Origin of the sequence: Viridibacillus arenosi, from assembly GCF_001955655.1 — a bacterium.
In the GTDB taxonomy this organism is placed as follows: Bacteria; Bacillota; Bacilli; order Bacillales_A; family Planococcaceae; genus Viridibacillus; species Viridibacillus arenosi.
Genome location: NZ_MSPW01000006.1, coordinates 26030 through 44116 on the forward strand (window position 1 = coordinate 26030; position 18087 = coordinate 44116).

Here is an 18087-nt window from a genome sequence, read left to right on the forward strand (position 1 = left end):
AGGACAGCTTTTTTTAACGTTTTTTCTGTGGTTTTTGGCGTAAGGTTTTTGAAACCTGTTTCCATTTATTACGTTCAGCAATTTGTGCTTGAGCGTTAGTCTTTCTTTCGATATAAGCTAATTCTCGCTTTAACTTTATATAGCTATTGTATCGTTCGTTAGTTAGTGTACCCTCATGAATTGCATTTTGTACTGCGCATCCAGGTTCACGCTTGTGTTCACAATCTCTAAAGCGGCACTGAGATGAAAGTTCTTCTATATCTTTAAAACTGCTATCTAAGCTTTCACTTTGATCCCATAATTGGAATTCACGCATTCCCGGGGTATCAATTAATAAGCCGCCACCTGGAATTTTGAATAGTTCTCGGTGTGTTGTCGTATGGCGACCTTTATCATCATCCTCACGAACTTCTTGGACAAACATTACTTCAGTGCCACATAGTGCATTGGTTAAAGATGATTTACCAACACCAGATGAACCTAAAAGTGCAGCTGTCTTACCATCAACTAATAATTGTTGAAGCTCATTAATGCCTTCACCAGTAAAACTACTTACTGTATAGATGGGTACGCCAAAAGCAACAGATTCTGCTTCTTGAATAAAGGGTGTGACATCTTCACATAAATCTTTTTTCGTTAATACGATGATTGGTGTGGCACCTGAGTCCCAAGCAGCGATTAAATAGCGCTCTAAACGTCGAAGATTAAAATCTAAGTTCAAACTCATGATTAAAAAAACGATGTCAACATTGACCGCTATTAATTGTTCCGCAGTAGTTAATCCTGCAGCTTTGCGGGAGAACAAAGAGGTACGCGGTAATACGGCATGAATAATCGCTTTTTCTTCACCGGGCATTTGCTCAACTAAAACCCAATCACCAACTGCAGGGAAGTCACGACGTTCAAAAGCAGTATGTTGGAAGCTGCCAGATGGAGTAGAAAGCCATTCACCTTGTTCTGTGATAACACGGTAGGAGTGCTTATGCTCTAGCAATACACGTCCGGGAATTGTTTTTGCTAATTTATTTGAAGCTTGGGCAATTTTATATTTTTCTTCCCAAGTTGTATTCCAACCGAAATCTTGTAATTTTGTCATTTGTAAATCCTCCTATTGTGTGTGTAGAGATATTGAGCTGAGGCGATTAATTTTCTTGAAAGGGTCCTCAGCATTTAATCTAGTTATCCAGCTTCAGGCGCTAACTGCTCGGGTCGTTTCAGTCGGGTACTCAAAGTCAAAGAGCGACTTTGGTTTCCGCCTTCCAACGACCTCGCCGCTAAACGAGCGCCTTCAGCATTAAAAATAAAAAAACTGTAGCTGCAAATCGGCAGCTACAGTTTATACACGCACAATAAAAGAAAGTATCCTTAAAAAGCATACGGATGGCGAGTATTTTGTAACAAACCGATTTGCGTTGATGCAATGCTCATTAAATTTGTCATAAAACCTCACCTGCTTTCCTTAAAGTTGTTATTAGATTAACAAAATGGAAAAATAAAGTCAACATAAATATTCAATTATTATCAAAAAATTACATTAAACCAGTATTATGCTCATGTACTAAACCATCTGGTTCAATATGAACAAGTACTACTGTCAATGGTTTTACTAGACGTATCGTATTTTCAATATCTTCGGTAATTTGATGGCTTTTCCAAACATTTAGCTCAGGATTAACAGTGACCGTTAAATCTACAAACACCATATTCCCATGATTACGTCCTTTTAAATCTATGAGATGAATAACACCATCAACATTACGGACAAGAGTGGATAACGTTTCAACCTCTTCTTCGTCAAAGCCGTCAGTTAATGTATGAACAGCTTCAAAAAATATTTCATAGGCTGTTTTAATTATGATAATACCAACGATAATGGCGGTAATGGAATCAATTATCGGAAACCCAACGATAGCACCTAAAATACCAATTGCAGTACCAAAACTGACAAGCGCATCTGAACGGTTATCAAGAGCAGCTGCTTTTACAGCTGAACTTTTAGTGCGTTCAGATAACTTTAAATTATATCGATAAACAATGTACATAATAATACCACTAATAATAGCGACAACTGCTGTTAGCAGGGAAGGGGAAGAGTGGTTGTTTTCGATAAAGCTTTTGCCTGAATTGAATAACACTTGTAGTCCAACGACTGCCATGATGAATGATGCTACAAGGGAAGCTACCGTTTCGGCTCTTAAATGACCGTAGTGGTGATCCCCATCTGGTGGCTTTTGTGAAATACGTAATCCAATCAGAACGGCAACAGAAGCGATTATATCTGTAGTATTATTTAGTCCATCAGCTTTTAATGCAGTGGATGCACCGATAAAACCAATGGTAAGCTTCGCGGTGCTGAGTATGAGATAAGTGGCAATACTTAGCCAAGCGCCTCTTTCCCCTTGTCTTAAATTTGTGTATAACTCCACAATGTTTCCCCCCTGCAAAATTTCTAGGCAATACAAAACGACGCACACTTATAGTAGTGTGCGTCGTTTCTTGTTAAATTTTCATAAATATTATTCAGAAGATGAATTTTCATCTTCTAGTGATTCGTTGTTGGATTCATCTGGTAACTTAATAACTTCTAAGTATAAGATATGATGACCATCTACTTCTTTTACGATAAATTCATAACCTTGTTCAGTAATTGCTTCGCCTTTAACGGCATCGAAGTTTTTGGTCATAAACCAACCGCCGATAGTATCGATATCATCTTCATTGATGTCAATTTTAAGGAAATCATTTACGTTTTCAATTAACATTTTGGCATCAAAGATAAAATGGTTCTCATCTACTTTACGAACTTCAGGAATCTCGTCTGCATCAAACTCGTCTCGAATATCACCGACAATTTCTTCGATAATATCTTCGATTGTTACAAGACCAGATGTACCACCGTATTCATCCATTAAAATGGCCATATGAATACGTTCTCGTTGAATTTTCAACAATAAGTCACTAACTGGGATTGTTTCGATGACGCGAATGATAGGTTGCATATATTCCGTTACTAATTTTGAACCATTAGTTGGGTCTTTAATGTAAGCAGTTAAAAGGTGCTTCATATTGACGAGACCTATAATATGGTCTTTGTCTCCATCAATAATAGGGTAGCGTGTATACTGCTCAACACCCATCACTTCGAAGACTTCTCTAAGAGTCATTTCTTTTTCAATACCAATGATTTCAGTACGAGGTACCATAATTTCTTTGGCAATACGATCGTCGAATTCAAAAATGCTATTCACATATTTATATTCAGACTGATTTATTTCACCGCTTTTCAAACTATCCGATAAAATCATACGTAATTCTTCTTCTGTCATTGCCACTTCTGATTCAGATACATCCTTTAAACCGAAAAGTGAAGACAATGAACGAGCAGAGAAGTTTAATGCTTTAATAAATGGATACATGATGTTGTGGAATGTAATTAAAGGACCAGCTGTTGCTAATGCTACAGATTCTGCCTTCTGAATGGCTAGTGTTTTTGGTGCTAATTCACCAACTACAACGTGAACAAATGTCACGATAGAGAATGACAACACGAAGGATAGAACGGATGTCACACTTCCTTCAAGTGCGAACAAATCAAATATCGGTCTCAATAAAATCGAGACTGTTTCTTCACCGAGCCAACCAAGCCCTAAAGAAGTAATCGTAATTCCCAACTGACAAGCGGATAAATATTCATCCAAATTAGATACTACTTTTTTTGCTTTTAATGCTTTTTTGTTACCCTCAGCTATAAGCTGATCAATTCGAGTTGTTCTGACTTTAACGATAGAAAATTCAGTTGCTACGAAAAAAGCCGAACATGCGATCAAGACAGCAAATGCTGTCAACCGTATGGCTATGTCCAAAGACTTCCTTTGTTCCAGACCCAAATGAGGGGAGAGAACAAAGTGTACACCTCCTGTAATATAAAAAATAGTTAAGTAATACAATGATATGACAACTAAGTTGAAAAAACAAATCATCTACATGATTTGTTTTGACTATTAATAATAATTGTTTATTGAAGTAAGAAATATCGTCAAAAGTAAGAATATAATTAAATTACTCAATTTATTCTAAAAGTATTGACAATTCAAAATTCGGAGTGCTAATATTGAGAGGCACTAAATAATTTATGGAAAAGGAGGTATGGATTATGAAAAAGTTAAGAAGTTTATTTAAACAATTAAATAATGAATCCACACCTACCTATTCAGCAATTAAGTCTGTAATTTAACTTTTATAACTAATTGGTATGGGTGTAGATACCTGTATCTTTTTTAAAGCGTATGCTCTGAAAGGGGTGTGCGCTTTTTTTGTTGCCTTTTTAAGTGAATTACGAGTGCCAAATTATAAAAGGAGAGCTGAATATGTTTATTCAAAAGCGGAAAAAGAAATTTAATAAGGATTCGATTGAAGACGGTTAGTGTAAAAACAGAATAAGAAAGTAGGAATAATAAATGTTTGAGGTCTTATTTAAATTAAAATGGTTTTTTAAAGAAAATCGAAAGCGTTACGCAATAGCCATCGCATTGTTACTAGTGGCTAATGTAATTGAAGTGACGCCACCGTGGATTATTGGTCAATCGATTGATGCTATCCACTCAGAAACATTAACAAGTCATTCCCTTATGTTTTATATTGCTGCTATGCTAGTCATTTTGGTATTGTCATATGTCGTCAACTTTATATGGCAATATCAATTGTTTGGTGGAGCGAATGTAATTGAACGTAAGCTGAGATCAAAGCTCATGACAAAGTTTTTGAAAATGTCTCCACCTTTTTATGAACGAAATCGTACAGGAGATTTGATGGCGAGAGCGACAAATGATTTACGTGCTGTCTCAGAAACAGCTGGTTTTGGTATTATGACGTTAATTGATTCGACTTTATACTTATTAACAATTTTACTAACAATGGGATTCCTTGTTTCATGGAAGCTAACAATAGCAGCTATATTGCCATTACCGATATTAGCAGTCGTTATGCAAATTCTTGGTAAGAGAATTCATGAGCGTTATATGAAAGCCCAAGACGTGTTTGGTGAAATGAATGATAGCGTACTTGAAGCTGTAGAGGGTGTCCGTGTTGTTCGTGCATACGTTCAAGAACGTGCTACAGAGCAACAATTTAGTGAAATGACAGAAGACGTTTACAAAAAAAATATGCATGTTGAGAAAATTGATGCATTATTTAATCCAATTACAAAAATTTTAACTGGACTTAGCTATATGATTGGTCTTGGTTTTGGTGCTTATTTAGTGTCTAAGCAAGAAATGACTTTAGGTGAGCTAGTTACATTTAATGTATATCTAGGTATGATCGTATGGCCAATGTTTGCGATTGGAGAACTCATCAATGTTATGCAACGTGGGAATGCATCACTTGATCGTGTACAAGAAACATTAGACGAGAAAGAAGATGTTGTTGATCCAAAAACGCCAACAATCATTCAAAATCCGGAGTCTATTGTATTCAAAGATGTGACATTCCAATATCCACAATCATCTTCTATTAACCTGGCAAACCTTGAAGTTTCTTTGAAAAAGGGGCAAACGCTAGGAATTGTTGGGAAAACAGGTAGTGGAAAGACGACTGTCGTTAAACAGCTATTACGTGAATATCCAAATGGTGAAGGAGATCTATTTGTCTCAAATAGTCCTATTCATGATCAAACAAAGGAACAGGTTCGTAACTGGATAGGCTATGTACCTCAAGACCACGTACTATTTTCTAGAACAGTGAAAGAGAATATTTTGTTTGGTAAATCAGATGCGACAGAGGACGAATTACATGAAGCAATCCGTTTAGCAAACTTCGAGCGTGATTTAGAAATGCTACCACTCGGTTTGCAAACATTAGTTGGAGAAAAAGGGGTTTCGTTATCGGGAGGGCAAAAGCAACGTATTTCAATTGCTCGCGCATTAATTCGTGATCCAGAAATATTAATTTTAGATGATTCCTTGTCAGCAGTGGATGCTAAAACAGAAGCAACAATTATTCAAAATATCCAAACAGCTAGAAGTGACAAAACGACCATAATTGTGACACACCGCTTATCGGCAATTCAACATGCGGATTGGGTCATTGTATTAGAGGATGGTCGCATCGTTGAAGAAGGTACACATCAAACATTGCTTGAAGAAGAGGGCTGGTACAAAGAACAGCATGACCGTCAGCAAGTTGAGGGGGTGAAATAATGGGTACTGGTAAACGATTATTTCAATATGCTTTAATGTACAAAAAGCTACTTATTTCAGGCCTGTTATTATTAGCTATTGCAGTTGCCGCAGATTTAGCGGGACCATTAGTAGCAAAGAAAATTATTGATGATCATATTGCAAAAGCAGAAGTCGCAGGTATTGATTTTCAGCCGATTGCAATTTTATTGGCTGTATTCTTCGGATTAGCAGTTGTTGCCGCTATTTTTAGATACGGTCAGTATCTTTTACTTCAAATGGGTGCAAATCGTATAATTCAAAAAATGCGCAATGAAGTCTATGAGCATATCCAAACATTGCCGATTCGTTATTTTGATAATTTGCCTGCCGGAAAAGTGGTTGCGCGTGTTACAAATGATACGGAAGCTATTCGTGATTTGTTTGTAACGGTAGTCTCACAGTTTGCAGCGAGCTTTATGACGATCTTCGGGATTTATATCGCGTTATTCTTCCTTGATTGGAAGATGGCATTAATCGCATTATTTGTTATTCCAATTTTAATTGTTTGGACGATTGTGTATCGTAAGTATGCTTCTAAGTACAATCATATTGTACGAGGAAAAGTATCTGATATGAACGGTATGATCAACGAATCGATTAATGGGATGACTATTATTCAAGCTTTTAGTCGCGAAAAACAAATTGAAGATGAATTTGCGGCACTAAATGAAGAGCATTATCGTTATCAAAATAAGCTGCTTATATTAGATGCAGCTACATCTCACAATTTAGTAGGCGTTATTCGTTCGCTTACATTTGTACTTTTTATCTGGTATTTTGGCAGTGCTGAAATGAATGGTGCAGCTGCTATTTCAGTCGGTATGCTATACGCTTTTGTTGATTATATTACACGATTATTTAATCCTGTAACTGGTATCGTCAATCAGTTGGCTCGCTTAGAAAGAGCAAACGTTGCAGCAGAGCGTGTCTTTGAACTATTAGATCAACCAGGGGAGCCTGTAGTCGATAAACGTATACCACGATATAAAGGAAATGTTCGCTTCGAGCATGTGTGGTTTGCTTATAAGGAGCAAGAATATGTGCTGAAGGATATTGATTTTGAAGCGAAGCAAGGAGAGACAGTCGCGCTTGTTGGTCATACGGGCTCTGGGAAAAGTTCTATCATGAATTTACTTTTCAGTTTTTATGACGTTTCAAAAGGTGCGATTACAATTGACGGTATCAATATTAAAGAGCATTCTCGTCAAACCATTCGAGAGCATATGGGAATTGTATTGCAAGATCCTTATTTATTTACAGGTACGATTGAATCGAATGTTAGTTTAGGAGATCCTAGAATTACGCGTGATACAGTACAGAAAGCATTGGATGCAGTTGGTGGTGAACGCGTTTTGAAAAATTTACCGAAGGGTTTAGATGAACCTGTGATTGAGAAAGGTAGTACATTATCTTCGGGACAACGTCAGTTAATTTCATTTGCCAGAGCGCTTGCCTTTGACCCTGCGATATTAATCCTTGATGAAGCAACTTCCAATATAGATACGGAAACTGAAGAAATCATTCAGCACGCAATGGATGTATTGAAAAAAGGACGTACGACATTTATCATCGCACATAGACTTTCTACTATTAAAAATGCAGATCGCATTTTAGTATTAGACCGTGGTGAAATTGTAGAACAGGGTACTCATGATGAGCTACTGAAACAAGGTGGACGTTATGAACAAATGTATAAACTACAATCAGGTGAAAAAAATATTAGTTAATATGAAGACCCTTCAAATGCTCAAGCAATTGAAGGGTCTCTTTTAATGGAAAAATCAGTGCATTATAGTGGCGATGAAAATAGAAAGAACGGCGCAAAAGGTAATAGAGGTAAGCCAGTTCAATTTTGAAGTGGTTTCCAAAAATACATTTAATATGCCACTAATAAGTAGTGACACGAAAAAGGAGAAGAATAAATAATAAACTACTTCTGGCATACAAACGTTTCCTCCGATTCAAGAACTGTAATAAGTACTTTTATTAAGATTAGTGTATTTGAAGCATGTAGCTATTGCAAATGTTTGCCGATACTCGTATATTTAGGGAGACGAATTAATTGGCTATGTGAAAGTAGGTGTCAATCCTGAGCTGGTGGCAAGATTGGTTACATAGTATCAAATCTTTTAATCGAAATATTAAGTTGTTCATGGTTGGGAATATACTAATCCAAATAGGAATGGGCATATTCAGTGTAATGTACAATTTATATATTAAGGAATTAGGTATGAAGGAAGCTGTTAATGGAAATGTTATTGCGATGACAGCGTTAGCAACAGCTATTATGCTAATTCCAGCTGGTCTCCTAAGTGATCGATTTGGACGTAAGTGGGCGCTTATTATCGGAACAGGATTAACAGCAATTACATTTTTCTATAGAAGCATTGTCACTGTTGAACAACCGATGCTTTGGTCAGCATTCGCTACAGGCATTGTGTGGGCTGTAGCTCAAGTTTCAGGGGTACCATTTTTAGCTGAAAACTCCAAGGCTTCAGAAAGAATGAAATTATTTAGTATTCACTTTTCAATCATGACAATTGCAGGTTTTATTGGGAATTTACTTGGTGGAGTTGTAGCTGACTGCGCAAGTTTTCTTATGGAATTGTCTGCTGTTGAAGGAATTCGGGTATCGCTTTATAGTGGTGTCGCATTCTTCGTCATTGGATTATTTCCATTGTTCCGCTTGAAGATGGAAAGTAAAGTTGTTATAGAATCAACATCTATTAATAAAAATATAGTAAAAGTATCAGAAAAAAGCGCGAGCTTCAAAGAAAATATAAGAATCATTGTACTATTTGGGATAGCTCAATTGATTATTGGTATAGGATCAGGGCTGGTCATTCCATATTTAAATTTGTATTTCGCTAATCGTTTTAATGCATCCAATACATACATAGGACTTATTTTAGCATTAGGATCAGCAATGACAGCTGTTGCAATGTTGATAGGACCTGCATTAGTTAAACGTGTAGGTGAAGTTAGAGCTATTATCATATTTCAGTTTTTATCCATTCCATTTTTATTTTTAACTGCGTTTACAAATTCTTTATTTGTAGCATCGATTGGTTTTTTATTCCGCCAAGCATTGATGAATGCAGCGAACCCGATCCAATCAGCCATTGCTATGGAAATTGTGCATGATAAATATAAAGGGTTAGGGAATTCAGTCAATCAGATGGTATTCCAAGTTGGCTGGGCATCAATGGGTCTGCCAGCTGCATTTTTTGTTACGAAGTTTGGGCATTATTGGGGATATGCTTATACCTTTACGATTACAGGCATATTGTATCTGATTGCTTCTACCTATTTTTATTTGGTGTTTGGACGCAAAAAAAAACTCTCAGTGGAATGAGGAAAACATAAGAATAAGAACATCTACTTGTTGTGCTTGATATAAAAACAACATGTAGGTGTTTTTTATAGTTCTTTCATTAATTTTTCTTTAATACATCAATTACCATCGCCTTTCTAACATTCGAAAATTCAAATACGATGGCAAAACTGCTATTATAGAAATTAGTGTTTTTAAAAAGGGACCAATTTCGAAGAGAGGAAGATATGTTCATGGGACAAGTAGTAGCTAAAATTGAAACGGTGCGCACAAACCTAATCATGACAAACAAAGCACGTGAAGGAATTTTAGCATGGTCAAAAGATGAGCATGCTTTTTTTCATATTCAAAAATCGTTTTTAGTACATATTGAAAGAATGAGTAATTCTGCACAAGGAGAGACAGCGATTACAATCTATTTTGACAATGTAGCCAACACGAACCTTGCCGAAAAGCTAGATAGTCAAGTTGTAGTGATGAATTGTATTGTGAAATATGAAGGACTACTGGCAACTAATTTCCGTGTTATCAGTTCAAGAGTCCCTGTTCGTACAAATAGAAGATTTGCAACACAGTTAGAGTTCGTGACAGCCCCTAAGAATACCGTAGGATTACCAATTGAACTCCATTCTAAAATTCGCCAGTTGCCAATAGCAGAAGAACGTTCAGAATATGTTAGAAAACGTATTTCTAGCTGGGAAGGTTATTTGAAAATACAAGAGCGTGATGCCACGATTGAGGATATGACAGCATCATTCTCAAAGCTTTCGGTCAATGAAGACTTCAGTCGAATGACATTAAATTGTAGTGGTTTAAAGGATAATGAATGGAATAAAGCTAAAGGATTAAGTGCGAAATTTAAAGGCTCTCGAGATGAACTTGGTGAAGTATTGAAAGTGAATCGCGCGAATAGAACAGTAGAAATTGAGCTACGTCCATATATAAGGGAGCAACTGCGCAAAAATCAGCTAAAACCAAAAACAAAGGAAGTCATCTTTAGTAATTTTGCTACTTTAAGTCAGATTCGTAGACTACGTAGAGGGTTTGCAGATTTAGAAAAAGGATTAGCTGCAAATGCCAATCTAGAAAAGATTTTATTTGAAGATCGACCTCGTATTCAAGCACCGAAGAAGCGAGCTAAACTAGAGTTTCATAACCGGTTAAATGAATTTCAACAAGAAGCTGTGATTGGAGCAATGTCAGCTGAAGATTTATTTGTTATTCAAGGTCCACCAGGAACTGGTAAAACAACGGTTATCTCAGAAATATGCCAGCAAAATGCGAAGGCAGGTTTGCGTACATTAGTAGCTTCTCAGTCTAACTTAGCTGTTGATAATGCATTAAGTCGACTGCTTTCAAATAAAGACATTCGCATTTTACGCTTTGGTCGAACAGAAAGTATTGAAGAAGAAGGCAAAAAATTTATTGAAGAAAATGTGGCTGAGTATTGGAGAGAGCAAACGTTACAAGATATCGAGCAGGAGCTAACGTTGCATGCTAGTCAAGAATCGGAGCTTACTGCAACATTAGAGAAATGTGAGGAAGAACTTCAAAAATTCAAAGCCCAGCTAATATTTATAAAGGAAAAAATAGTAGAACAACAACAGGCAAAACTCGATTATGAAGTAATAACTAACGAAATTCAAAAACTAAAAAAAATGTTGGGTATTTATAGAAGAGAACTTCGGGACCTTGAAGAACATTTTGGAGAAGTAGCAAATAAATATGAGCATGTTTTATTGAAGGTAGAGGAGTTAGAGCGTTTCATTGAAGCAAATGAATCCAGTGAAAAATTACTTGAGCGAACTAATCGATTAGCGGATGAAATAGGGCTTACTAGAAATCAATTGCTTTATCGTCAAGCTGAAGAAGAATTGAATGCAGTTAACGAAGAGTTAAACAATTCTCGTAAAGAATACATGACTTGGCAAAAAAACATTTTAGAACTACATCAATTGCAACATGAGTTGAAAGACTTTACTAAAGTTGATGAACTCACTGATTTTATGCAACAGTACGACATTCCAATGGGTTTTATCATTGAACGCCAGATTAATGCATTAGAGAAAATTAAAAATCAAATGGTAAGTTATCATGATTGGATGGCTGTAAATAATAAGTTGAAAGCAGCGATTGACTATGTAGAGAAGCAAATGGGGCAAGCTTCTCAAATTATTTTGCAACAAGTTAACGCACGTCCAGAAGATAGCTATTCATCCTATTCGATTCGAGAAGTGCATGAAGCGATAGATTATATGAAGCAATTTTTAATAACACAAAAAGTTGTTAACCCTGTACAGTTAAAACCGCATTTAGAAAGACTTTATTTAAGAAGAAAGTTTGTATGGGAACAAGGTACAATTCTACAACAACTAAAACAAGAAGCAGTCAGATTATTTGAGATGATCAAGCGAGAAGTGATTAAACAAACAACTGAAGTATTAGCTAACGCACAGCAAAAGAAAAGTACTTTAACGAATAAAGGGATGCTACTAAAAGATAAGCAAACTCAGCTCCAAAAAAGATATGAACAATTAAAGTTAAGTTTGTCTGATGTACCTATCTCTAGCCATTCAGAGCAACTAACAGCAATATTACACAAGTTAGAAATAGAGGAGCAGCATGTTAAATCAACCTACCAAGCAGTTTTACAAACCATCCCTCAATTAGAGCAAATGCAGCAACAGCACCAAAAGTTAATGGAAGAAAGAACTTCTTTAGCTAGTGACATTGAAGAAAAGAAACTAGCAATTCAAGAGATTAATTCACAAGGCTTACAGCAGGAAAAGGATTTAAAAGCTTTGGAAGAAATCCTGGATCAAGATTATGAAGACCAACAATTACAAGCAGACTATGCTATTAAAAAGCTTACAGAGAAAAAAACAAAACTCCAGCATAACAAAGCACAGCTACCTATTAAACAAGCGCTACAAAAACAATGGTATACATTACTACAAGAAGCCAATGAACATGATTTAGATGAAATTCGAAAAATGTATGTACGACATGCCAATGTTATTGGGACAACATGTGTAGCTTCAGCTCGAAAAGAATTCATGGATAATTATCCAACATTTGATGTCGTTATTATCGATGAGGTGTCTAAAGCAACACCACCAGAATTGTTGCTGCCAATGTTAAAAGGGAAAAAAATTATTCTCGTAGGAGATCATCATCAGCTACCGCCATTAGTTGGAGACGATACATTAGAGGAAACGTTAAAAGCGATTATCGAAGAAAGTGACGCACTAGAAGAAAGTGCTGAACTAAAAAAATTATTAAAAGAGTCTTTATTCGAACGCCTTTTCAAAAACCTCCCTAGAGATAATAAACAAATGCTAGCGATACAATATCGTATGCACGAGGATATAATGAAGACAATCACCCCTTTTTATGAAAATGAAGATGACCAACTGCAATGTGGTCTAATCAATTCAGATACCGTTCGAGATCATTTCCTAGAGGGGCATTATGTAAAACGGTCTGATCACTTATTATGGCTAGATATGCCAAATGAAAAGCCTTATTTTGAAGAACAAATGAAAAATGGTAAAAGTCGTTTCAATCAAGGTGAATTAGATACAATTCGCCATATGCTATTAGATTTAGACCATGCAACTGAAATGGCTAAAGCGGCAGGGAAAATAAAACAAGATGAACGCAAAAGCATAGGTGTTATAAGTTTTTACGGGGAGCAAGTTAAGAAAATTGACCGCCTTATTCAGCAAGAGCTAAATCTACAACATTTACATCTACGCACCGGTACTGTTGATAAGTTCCAAGGGATGGAAATGGACGTTATTATCGTAAGTATGGTTCGTAATACGCAACATAAAGGTGGAGATATCGGTTTCGCCAATGATTATCGTCGATTAAATGTAGCGCTATCGCGTGCGAGGGAGCTACTTATTCTTGTAGGTAGTACAGAAATGTTTACACAAAGAGCGAAGCAGAAAAATGCGCGAGAAATGTATAGTCAATTATTAATAACAGTGAGAGAACAAAATGGCCTCCGTGACCAAGACGGCAATGTAAAACAGTAAAGTGGAAAGGAGAGCCAAGTATGAAAGCGTTAGAAAAACGATTGAAAAGAGAAGTTTTACAAAATGGCAAAGTAGAGATTTTAAAAACCTCAATCTGGTGCGTGCCAGTGCAATCAATTGATGTCACTTATCAACCAGTAAAGCGATTGAAGATGGATATATTGATGAAAATGATGCTACTCACTTTCCAACAAGCTGAAATTTCAAATGCTAGCGAATTGGGTGAATTACTATTAGTAGAGGATCTCTTCATTCAAGACCTTCTCATAAATTTAACGAAAACAGGGCTAATTGAAAGAGGAGAGAAATACTATCATTTAACATCTAAAGGTAAAATCCAACTTGAAAATGGCGTGTTTGAAGAAGAGCAAGAAATAGAAACACAGCAGTTGCTTTACAGTGCTTGCCACGAAGCATTCTTGCCTGCGGAAATTGATCAGATGGATGAGTATGACGAGTTACCAGATCTGTTTCGTTATGCTTTAGAGGAACCAGAGGAGACATTAAAGTTTGTAGAGGAAGAGTTAATAGAAGTTCTGCAAAATAGCCGTACATCTGAAGACGAAGGTGAAGAACAAACAGTCATTACTGATATCTTATCAAAAGAAGCACGCCAGATTAATGATGTGCCTTGTCTTGAATATATCTTATACAACCGTGAACAGGACCTTCTTTTTGTTCGAGTATGGAATACATTATTATCTCAATGGGATGATAAGTTGGAGAAGCTACTAGTTGAAAAAGAAGTTGTTATGTGGCGAGAAGAGTATTTGAAAGTTTAGTTACAAGTTAGCCTTATTAAAGGCATTATTATTTGGGGCTCCTTGGAGGAGTTCTCTATTAATAATGCTTTTTTTTGTGGCATAAATATTTAATTGTAGTTAAGTAATCGATGATTTTATTAGCCTATTTAAATATCAATAAATTAAATGAAATATTTACCTTTTATGTACTTTGGTGGAGAATTAAGGAAGGCTATTCAATGAACTGGGGGTTATATTTATGAAACAGATACTATTAGTATTAGCTGCTTGTTTGTCTGTTTTTGTATTAACGGGGTGTAGTGAGAAAGTAGATAAAGAATTAAGCGAGAACTATATTCAACATTTAGAGCTCTCAAAACGTGAAAAAAGTTTAATTCAAGCCGTCACTGGTGATGGTGATAATCCAACATTTATACATGAATTTAAAGTTGATGAGAAGTGGAAGTCAGTAAAATTATGGGTAGAGAAATATGAATATGGTCAACTAAAAGAAAAGGATGCAGTAGCTATTAGCGTGGGAATTGAAGAAAAAGGGAAGTTTGTCGTAAGTTTCAGGAGACTTCCAAATGGAAAACCTAACGCCATTGTTAGAGTCTCTCTAATAGATGATAAAGCGATTTATTCTAGTGAAGGTAATATCAAACTGCCAAAAACAGGCTCTTCTGGTTCAGCAAATATTGTTTCAGAAAAAGTAAAGGTAGGGCAAGATATGGTGTTAGCACAAGTGATTTATTCTAAGCAAGATCAAAATATTTCTATTGGTGATTGGAATTTATATAATAATCCTAATGAATTAGCAGAAAAAACGTCAAAGTATCCTGCTGTCTATTTTGTACTCTGCTCATTTTCTGAAAAAAATATGTAGGAGAAATTAGTCTGAGGTCAGTTTGGATTTTGTCATTTTGCTCTGCGTAGTATCGATTTTTCTTATTTAAATAGATATGAGAAGTAACGACCTCGCAGCTGAACGAGCGCCTGAAGCATTTAGTTAGATATCCAGCTTCAGGCGCTAGCGGCTCGGGTCGTTTCAGTCGGGCGATCAAAGTCAAAGAGCGACTTTGGCTTCCGCCTTCCAACGACCTCGCAGCTGAACGAGCGCCTGAAGCATTTAGTTAGATATCCAGCTTCAGCGGCCAGCCCTTCGAGGTCACTTCAGTCTCTCGGTCAAAAGTTAAAGTGATGCTTTTGATTCGAGCCTTCCAGTGCTTGTCAGGGGCCAACAGGAAGTTGGTTATGTAGCCGTTGCCACAGGACGTGGCGAACTTAGGCTATCTTCCATTAAACGGGCCGCTTCAGCATTTAATTAGTCATATACATGATAAAGCATTAGTTCATGGATCATTTTTTTTACGGTTTCTTCATTTGGTGGTATTGACCCGGACCAGATGATGGAGCCGTCTTTTTTATATTCGCCTTCGTATCGTTGATGCTTGTAGAAGAAGGCGATTTGCCAGCCTGGTAATTTTGTATTTTCGAACAAAGGTTTGAAACTGAAATGTTGAATCATATGTATACCCCTTTTCATAGTGCCGGTCCCGTTCGCATATAGTGTGAAAAAGCGTATAGGAGATGGCGGTATGTTTGAAGAACAGCTAAAGAAAGCGATTCAAGATAAATATCAGATGTATTTTTGGTACAAATCGATGCTTGGGCTGACGAAGGATCCTACATGGAAATCTTATATCGAGCATGCAATAACAGACGAGAAATGTCATTATGAGATGTTCCAACAACTTTATTATATGATGACTGGAGAATATGTACAAAATTTAACGAAAAGACCACCATGCAAAAATCTTAAGGCTTGTGCGAAAGAGGCTATCGGTGAAGAACTTGAGGCGACGGATTTATATAAAGAAATGTTCTTAAATACTCCACTTCAACAAGGGCAATACCCATTCTTTATTGCTATGCAAGATGATATGGAACATGCAATACGCTTTTCAACAATTTACAATTCCCTATAAATTGAATGAAATCCCTAACTTCAATAGCTATTAATTCTCACCTACTTGACTGTCTGTTATAATGTAGGAGAGTTTTTGAAGAAATGGGTGAAGAATATGGGTGTGTTCGTAACAATACTATTCATGGCTGTCATTGGAGCAGTTATTGGTGGATTTACGAATCATTTAGCGATTAAAATGCTCTTTAGACCTTATAAAGCAATTTATATTGGTTCTTGGCGTGTACCATTTACACCAGGTTTAATTCCAAAACGCCGAGATGATTTAGCAAAACAACTAGGAAAAACAGTAGTGAATTATTTACTCACACCTGAGACATTCCGTAAAAAGTTCTTTTCAAATGATATTCGATTGAAAATTGAACAATGGTTAAATGAAAAAATAGAAACAACTTTGTTTACAGACGATAAAACAATCAATGACTGGCTGAAGCAAGCGGGTGTTGAAAACATCCACTTAGCGATTGAAGAAAAAGTTGATGCTTTAATCATTGATCAAGTAGATAAAGTACAAAATGTCCTATCTACAAAAACGGTTCGCGAGCTTTTACCTGAAAGATGGCAAGATAAGGCGAATACGAAAATTCCAGATATCGCTCGCTATATTTTAAATAAAGGCGATGTTTATTTTGAATCAGAAGAAGGCAATCAAACGATTAAACGATTAATTGATGATTTCCTTGATACAAAAGGAACGCTTGGTGGTATGATTCAAATGTTCTTAGGCGATTCTTCATCAATAGTTAACAAAGCTCAAAAAGAAATTAAAAAATTTCTTAATGCAGATGGCACATTTGTGCTCGTTTCGAATATGTTAACGAATGAATGGGTTAAATTACAAGATCAAACGGTTACTCAACTAGTTGGCGATTTAGATTTTAATTCGACAACAAAAGCGGTTCAAAACTATGTGAAGAATGAATTGAGAATTGAAAATCGTTTAGACCAGCCAATTGTACATTATTGGGCACATGGTGCTGAGTGGATGCAACAAAATGTTGTACCACAGGTAGTTGACAATGCTTTTGTACAAGCAGAAGCGAAACTGGAAGATGTCTTAAAACGATTAAATTTAGAAGAAGTAGTACGTGAACAAGTAGATACATTCCCTGTTGAAGTACTTGAAGATTTAGTACTGGGCATTTCAAAAAAAGAATTTAAAATGATTACAGTATTAGGTTTCGTTCTTGGTGGTATTATTGGTGTTATTCAAGGGATTATTATGACGCTGATTAATTAAAATTGAAAGTAGGGTATCAAAATGATTAATATTTATAATGACATTAACAAATTAGAAGCAACATTCCGCCAAACGGCAGAATTTGACACATTAAAAGCTGCTGTTGAAGAAGTGAAAAACGATTCAGAGGCACTGACGTTGTTTCAAAACTTCCGTAAAGTCCAATTGAATTTACAAGAAAAACAAGCAAAAGGTGAACAAATCCAAGAAGATGAATTAACTTATGCTGGAAAAACTGCTCAACTTGCTCAACAAAATAGTAAGATAGAAAAAATGCTTCAAGCCGAAATGGCTCTAAGTGGTTTAATTGAAGAAGTAAATCGTATTCTAATTAAACCAGTTCAAGAACTATACGCTGAAATCTAATCACAAATATAATTTGTGAAGAATACATCAATACATTAGATCATGCAAAATAATAAAGAAAATTGAGAAGGAGATACTACAAGAATTGTAGTATCTCCTTTTTTTATTTTTAAGTAAATTTAATTGACTTAGTAATTTCAATTTATTAAGAAAGCT

At 36.0% G+C, this 18087-nt stretch carries 13 protein-coding genes; 9 read left to right on the forward strand and 4 right to left on the reverse strand.

Annotated features, from left to right (window positions below; translation table 11 throughout):
• Positions 1-13 precede the first annotated feature (13 nt).
• From rsgA to BK137_RS12345, 3 genes are all read right to left on the reverse strand, one after another.
• Entirely contained in the window at positions 14-1096 is a 1083-nt protein-coding gene (rsgA, locus tag BK137_RS12335; RefSeq protein ID WP_038189050.1) for a ribosome small subunit-dependent GTPase A, read from the reverse strand.
• A 433-nt stretch (positions 1097-1529) separates the two neighbouring features.
• A complete protein-coding gene (locus tag BK137_RS12340) occupies positions 1530-2426 on the reverse strand; it encodes a cation diffusion facilitator family transporter (protein WP_038189049.1) in 897 nt (298 codons plus the stop codon).
• A gap of 90 nt (positions 2427-2516) precedes the next feature.
• Positions 2517-3863 (reverse strand): hemolysin family protein, encoded by a 1347-nt coding sequence (locus tag BK137_RS12345; RefSeq protein WP_038189157.1) that lies wholly within the window; start codon positions 3861-3863, stop codon positions 2517-2519.
• A gap of 594 nt (positions 3864-4457) precedes the next feature.
• Here BK137_RS12345 and BK137_RS12350 point away from each other — a divergent pair.
• From BK137_RS12350 to BK137_RS12375, 6 genes are all read left to right on the forward strand, one after another.
• Positions 4458-6197, forward strand: coding sequence for an ABC transporter ATP-binding protein (locus tag BK137_RS12350; protein WP_038189048.1), 1740 nt, complete (start codon positions 4458-4460; stop codon positions 6195-6197).
• Entirely contained in the window at positions 6197-7945 is a 1749-nt protein-coding gene (locus tag BK137_RS12355; protein ID WP_038189047.1) for an ABC transporter ATP-binding protein, read from the forward strand. The genes BK137_RS12350 and BK137_RS12355 overlap by 1 nt, the downstream gene beginning before the upstream one ends.
• 362 nt (positions 7946-8307) lie before the next feature.
• Positions 8308-9573 (forward strand): MFS transporter, encoded by a 1266-nt coding sequence (locus BK137_RS12360; protein WP_038189154.1) that lies wholly within the window; start codon positions 8308-8310, stop codon positions 9571-9573.
• Positions 9574-9785: 212 nt separating this feature from the next.
• Entirely contained in the window at positions 9786-13595 is a 3810-nt protein-coding gene (locus tag BK137_RS12365; RefSeq protein ID WP_038189046.1) for an AAA domain-containing protein, read from the forward strand.
• A gap of 20 nt (positions 13596-13615) precedes the next feature.
• Positions 13616-14377, forward strand: a complete 762-nt coding sequence (locus tag BK137_RS12370; RefSeq protein WP_038189045.1) for a hypothetical protein — start codon at positions 13616-13618, stop codon at positions 14375-14377.
• Between the two features lie 220 nt (positions 14378-14597).
• A complete protein-coding gene (locus BK137_RS12375) occupies positions 14598-15224 on the forward strand; it encodes a hypothetical protein (RefSeq protein ID WP_038189044.1) in 627 nt (208 codons plus the stop codon).
• A 438-nt stretch (positions 15225-15662) separates the two neighbouring features.
• Here BK137_RS12375 and BK137_RS12380 read toward each other — a convergent pair whose 3' ends face one another.
• Positions 15663-15866 (reverse strand): YheE family protein, encoded by a 204-nt coding sequence (locus BK137_RS12380; RefSeq protein WP_038189043.1) that lies wholly within the window; start codon positions 15864-15866, stop codon positions 15663-15665.
• A 70-nt stretch (positions 15867-15936) separates the two neighbouring features.
• Between BK137_RS12380 and BK137_RS12385 the strand changes: the two genes are divergently transcribed.
• From BK137_RS12385 to BK137_RS12395, 3 genes are all read left to right on the forward strand, one after another.
• A complete protein-coding gene (locus BK137_RS12385; protein WP_038189042.1) occupies positions 15937-16326 on the forward strand; it encodes a ferritin-like domain-containing protein in 390 nt (129 codons plus the stop codon).
• Between the two features lie 96 nt (positions 16327-16422).
• On the forward strand, positions 16423-17565 hold the full coding sequence (locus BK137_RS12390) for a DUF445 domain-containing protein (RefSeq protein WP_038189151.1): 1143 nt from the start codon (positions 16423-16425) through the stop codon (positions 17563-17565).
• A gap of 21 nt (positions 17566-17586) precedes the next feature.
• Positions 17587-17931 carry a YlbF family regulator gene (locus tag BK137_RS12395; RefSeq protein WP_038189041.1) on the forward strand — a complete coding sequence of 115 codons (345 nt, stop codon included), beginning with the start codon at positions 17587-17589 and terminating at the stop codon, positions 17929-17931.
• The last annotated feature ends 156 nt before the right edge of the window (positions 17932-18087 follow it).

Bases quoted from the DNA above. Each gene is read 5' to 3' on its own strand.
- rsgA (WP_038189050.1), bottom strand. From the start codon at position 1,096: ATGACAAAATTACAAGATTTCGGTTGGAATACAACTTGGGAAGAAAAA.
- BK137_RS12350 (WP_038189048.1), top strand. From the start codon at position 4,458: ATGTTTGAGGTCTTATTTAAATTAAAATGGTTTTTTAAAGAAAATCGA.
- BK137_RS12355 (WP_038189047.1), top strand. From the start codon at position 6,197: ATGGGTACTGGTAAACGATTATTTCAATATGCTTTAATGTACAAAAAG.
- BK137_RS12365 (WP_038189046.1), top strand. From the start codon at position 9,786: ATGGGACAAGTAGTAGCTAAAATTGAAACGGTGCGCACAAACCTAATC.
- BK137_RS12370 (WP_038189045.1), top strand. From the start codon at position 13,616: ATGAAAGCGTTAGAAAAACGATTGAAAAGAGAAGTTTTACAAAATGGC.
- BK137_RS12375 (WP_038189044.1), top strand. From the start codon at position 14,598: ATGAAACAGATACTATTAGTATTAGCTGCTTGTTTGTCTGTTTTTGTA.
- BK137_RS12380 (WP_038189043.1), bottom strand. From the start codon at position 15,866: ATGATTCAACATTTCAGTTTCAAACCTTTGTTCGAAAATACAAAATTA.
- BK137_RS12385 (WP_038189042.1), top strand. From the start codon at position 15,937: ATGTTTGAAGAACAGCTAAAGAAAGCGATTCAAGATAAATATCAGATG.
- BK137_RS12390 (WP_038189151.1), top strand. From the start codon at position 16,423: ATGGGTGTGTTCGTAACAATACTATTCATGGCTGTCATTGGAGCAGTT.
- BK137_RS12395 (WP_038189041.1), top strand. From the start codon at position 17,587: ATGATTAATATTTATAATGACATTAACAAATTAGAAGCAACATTCCGC.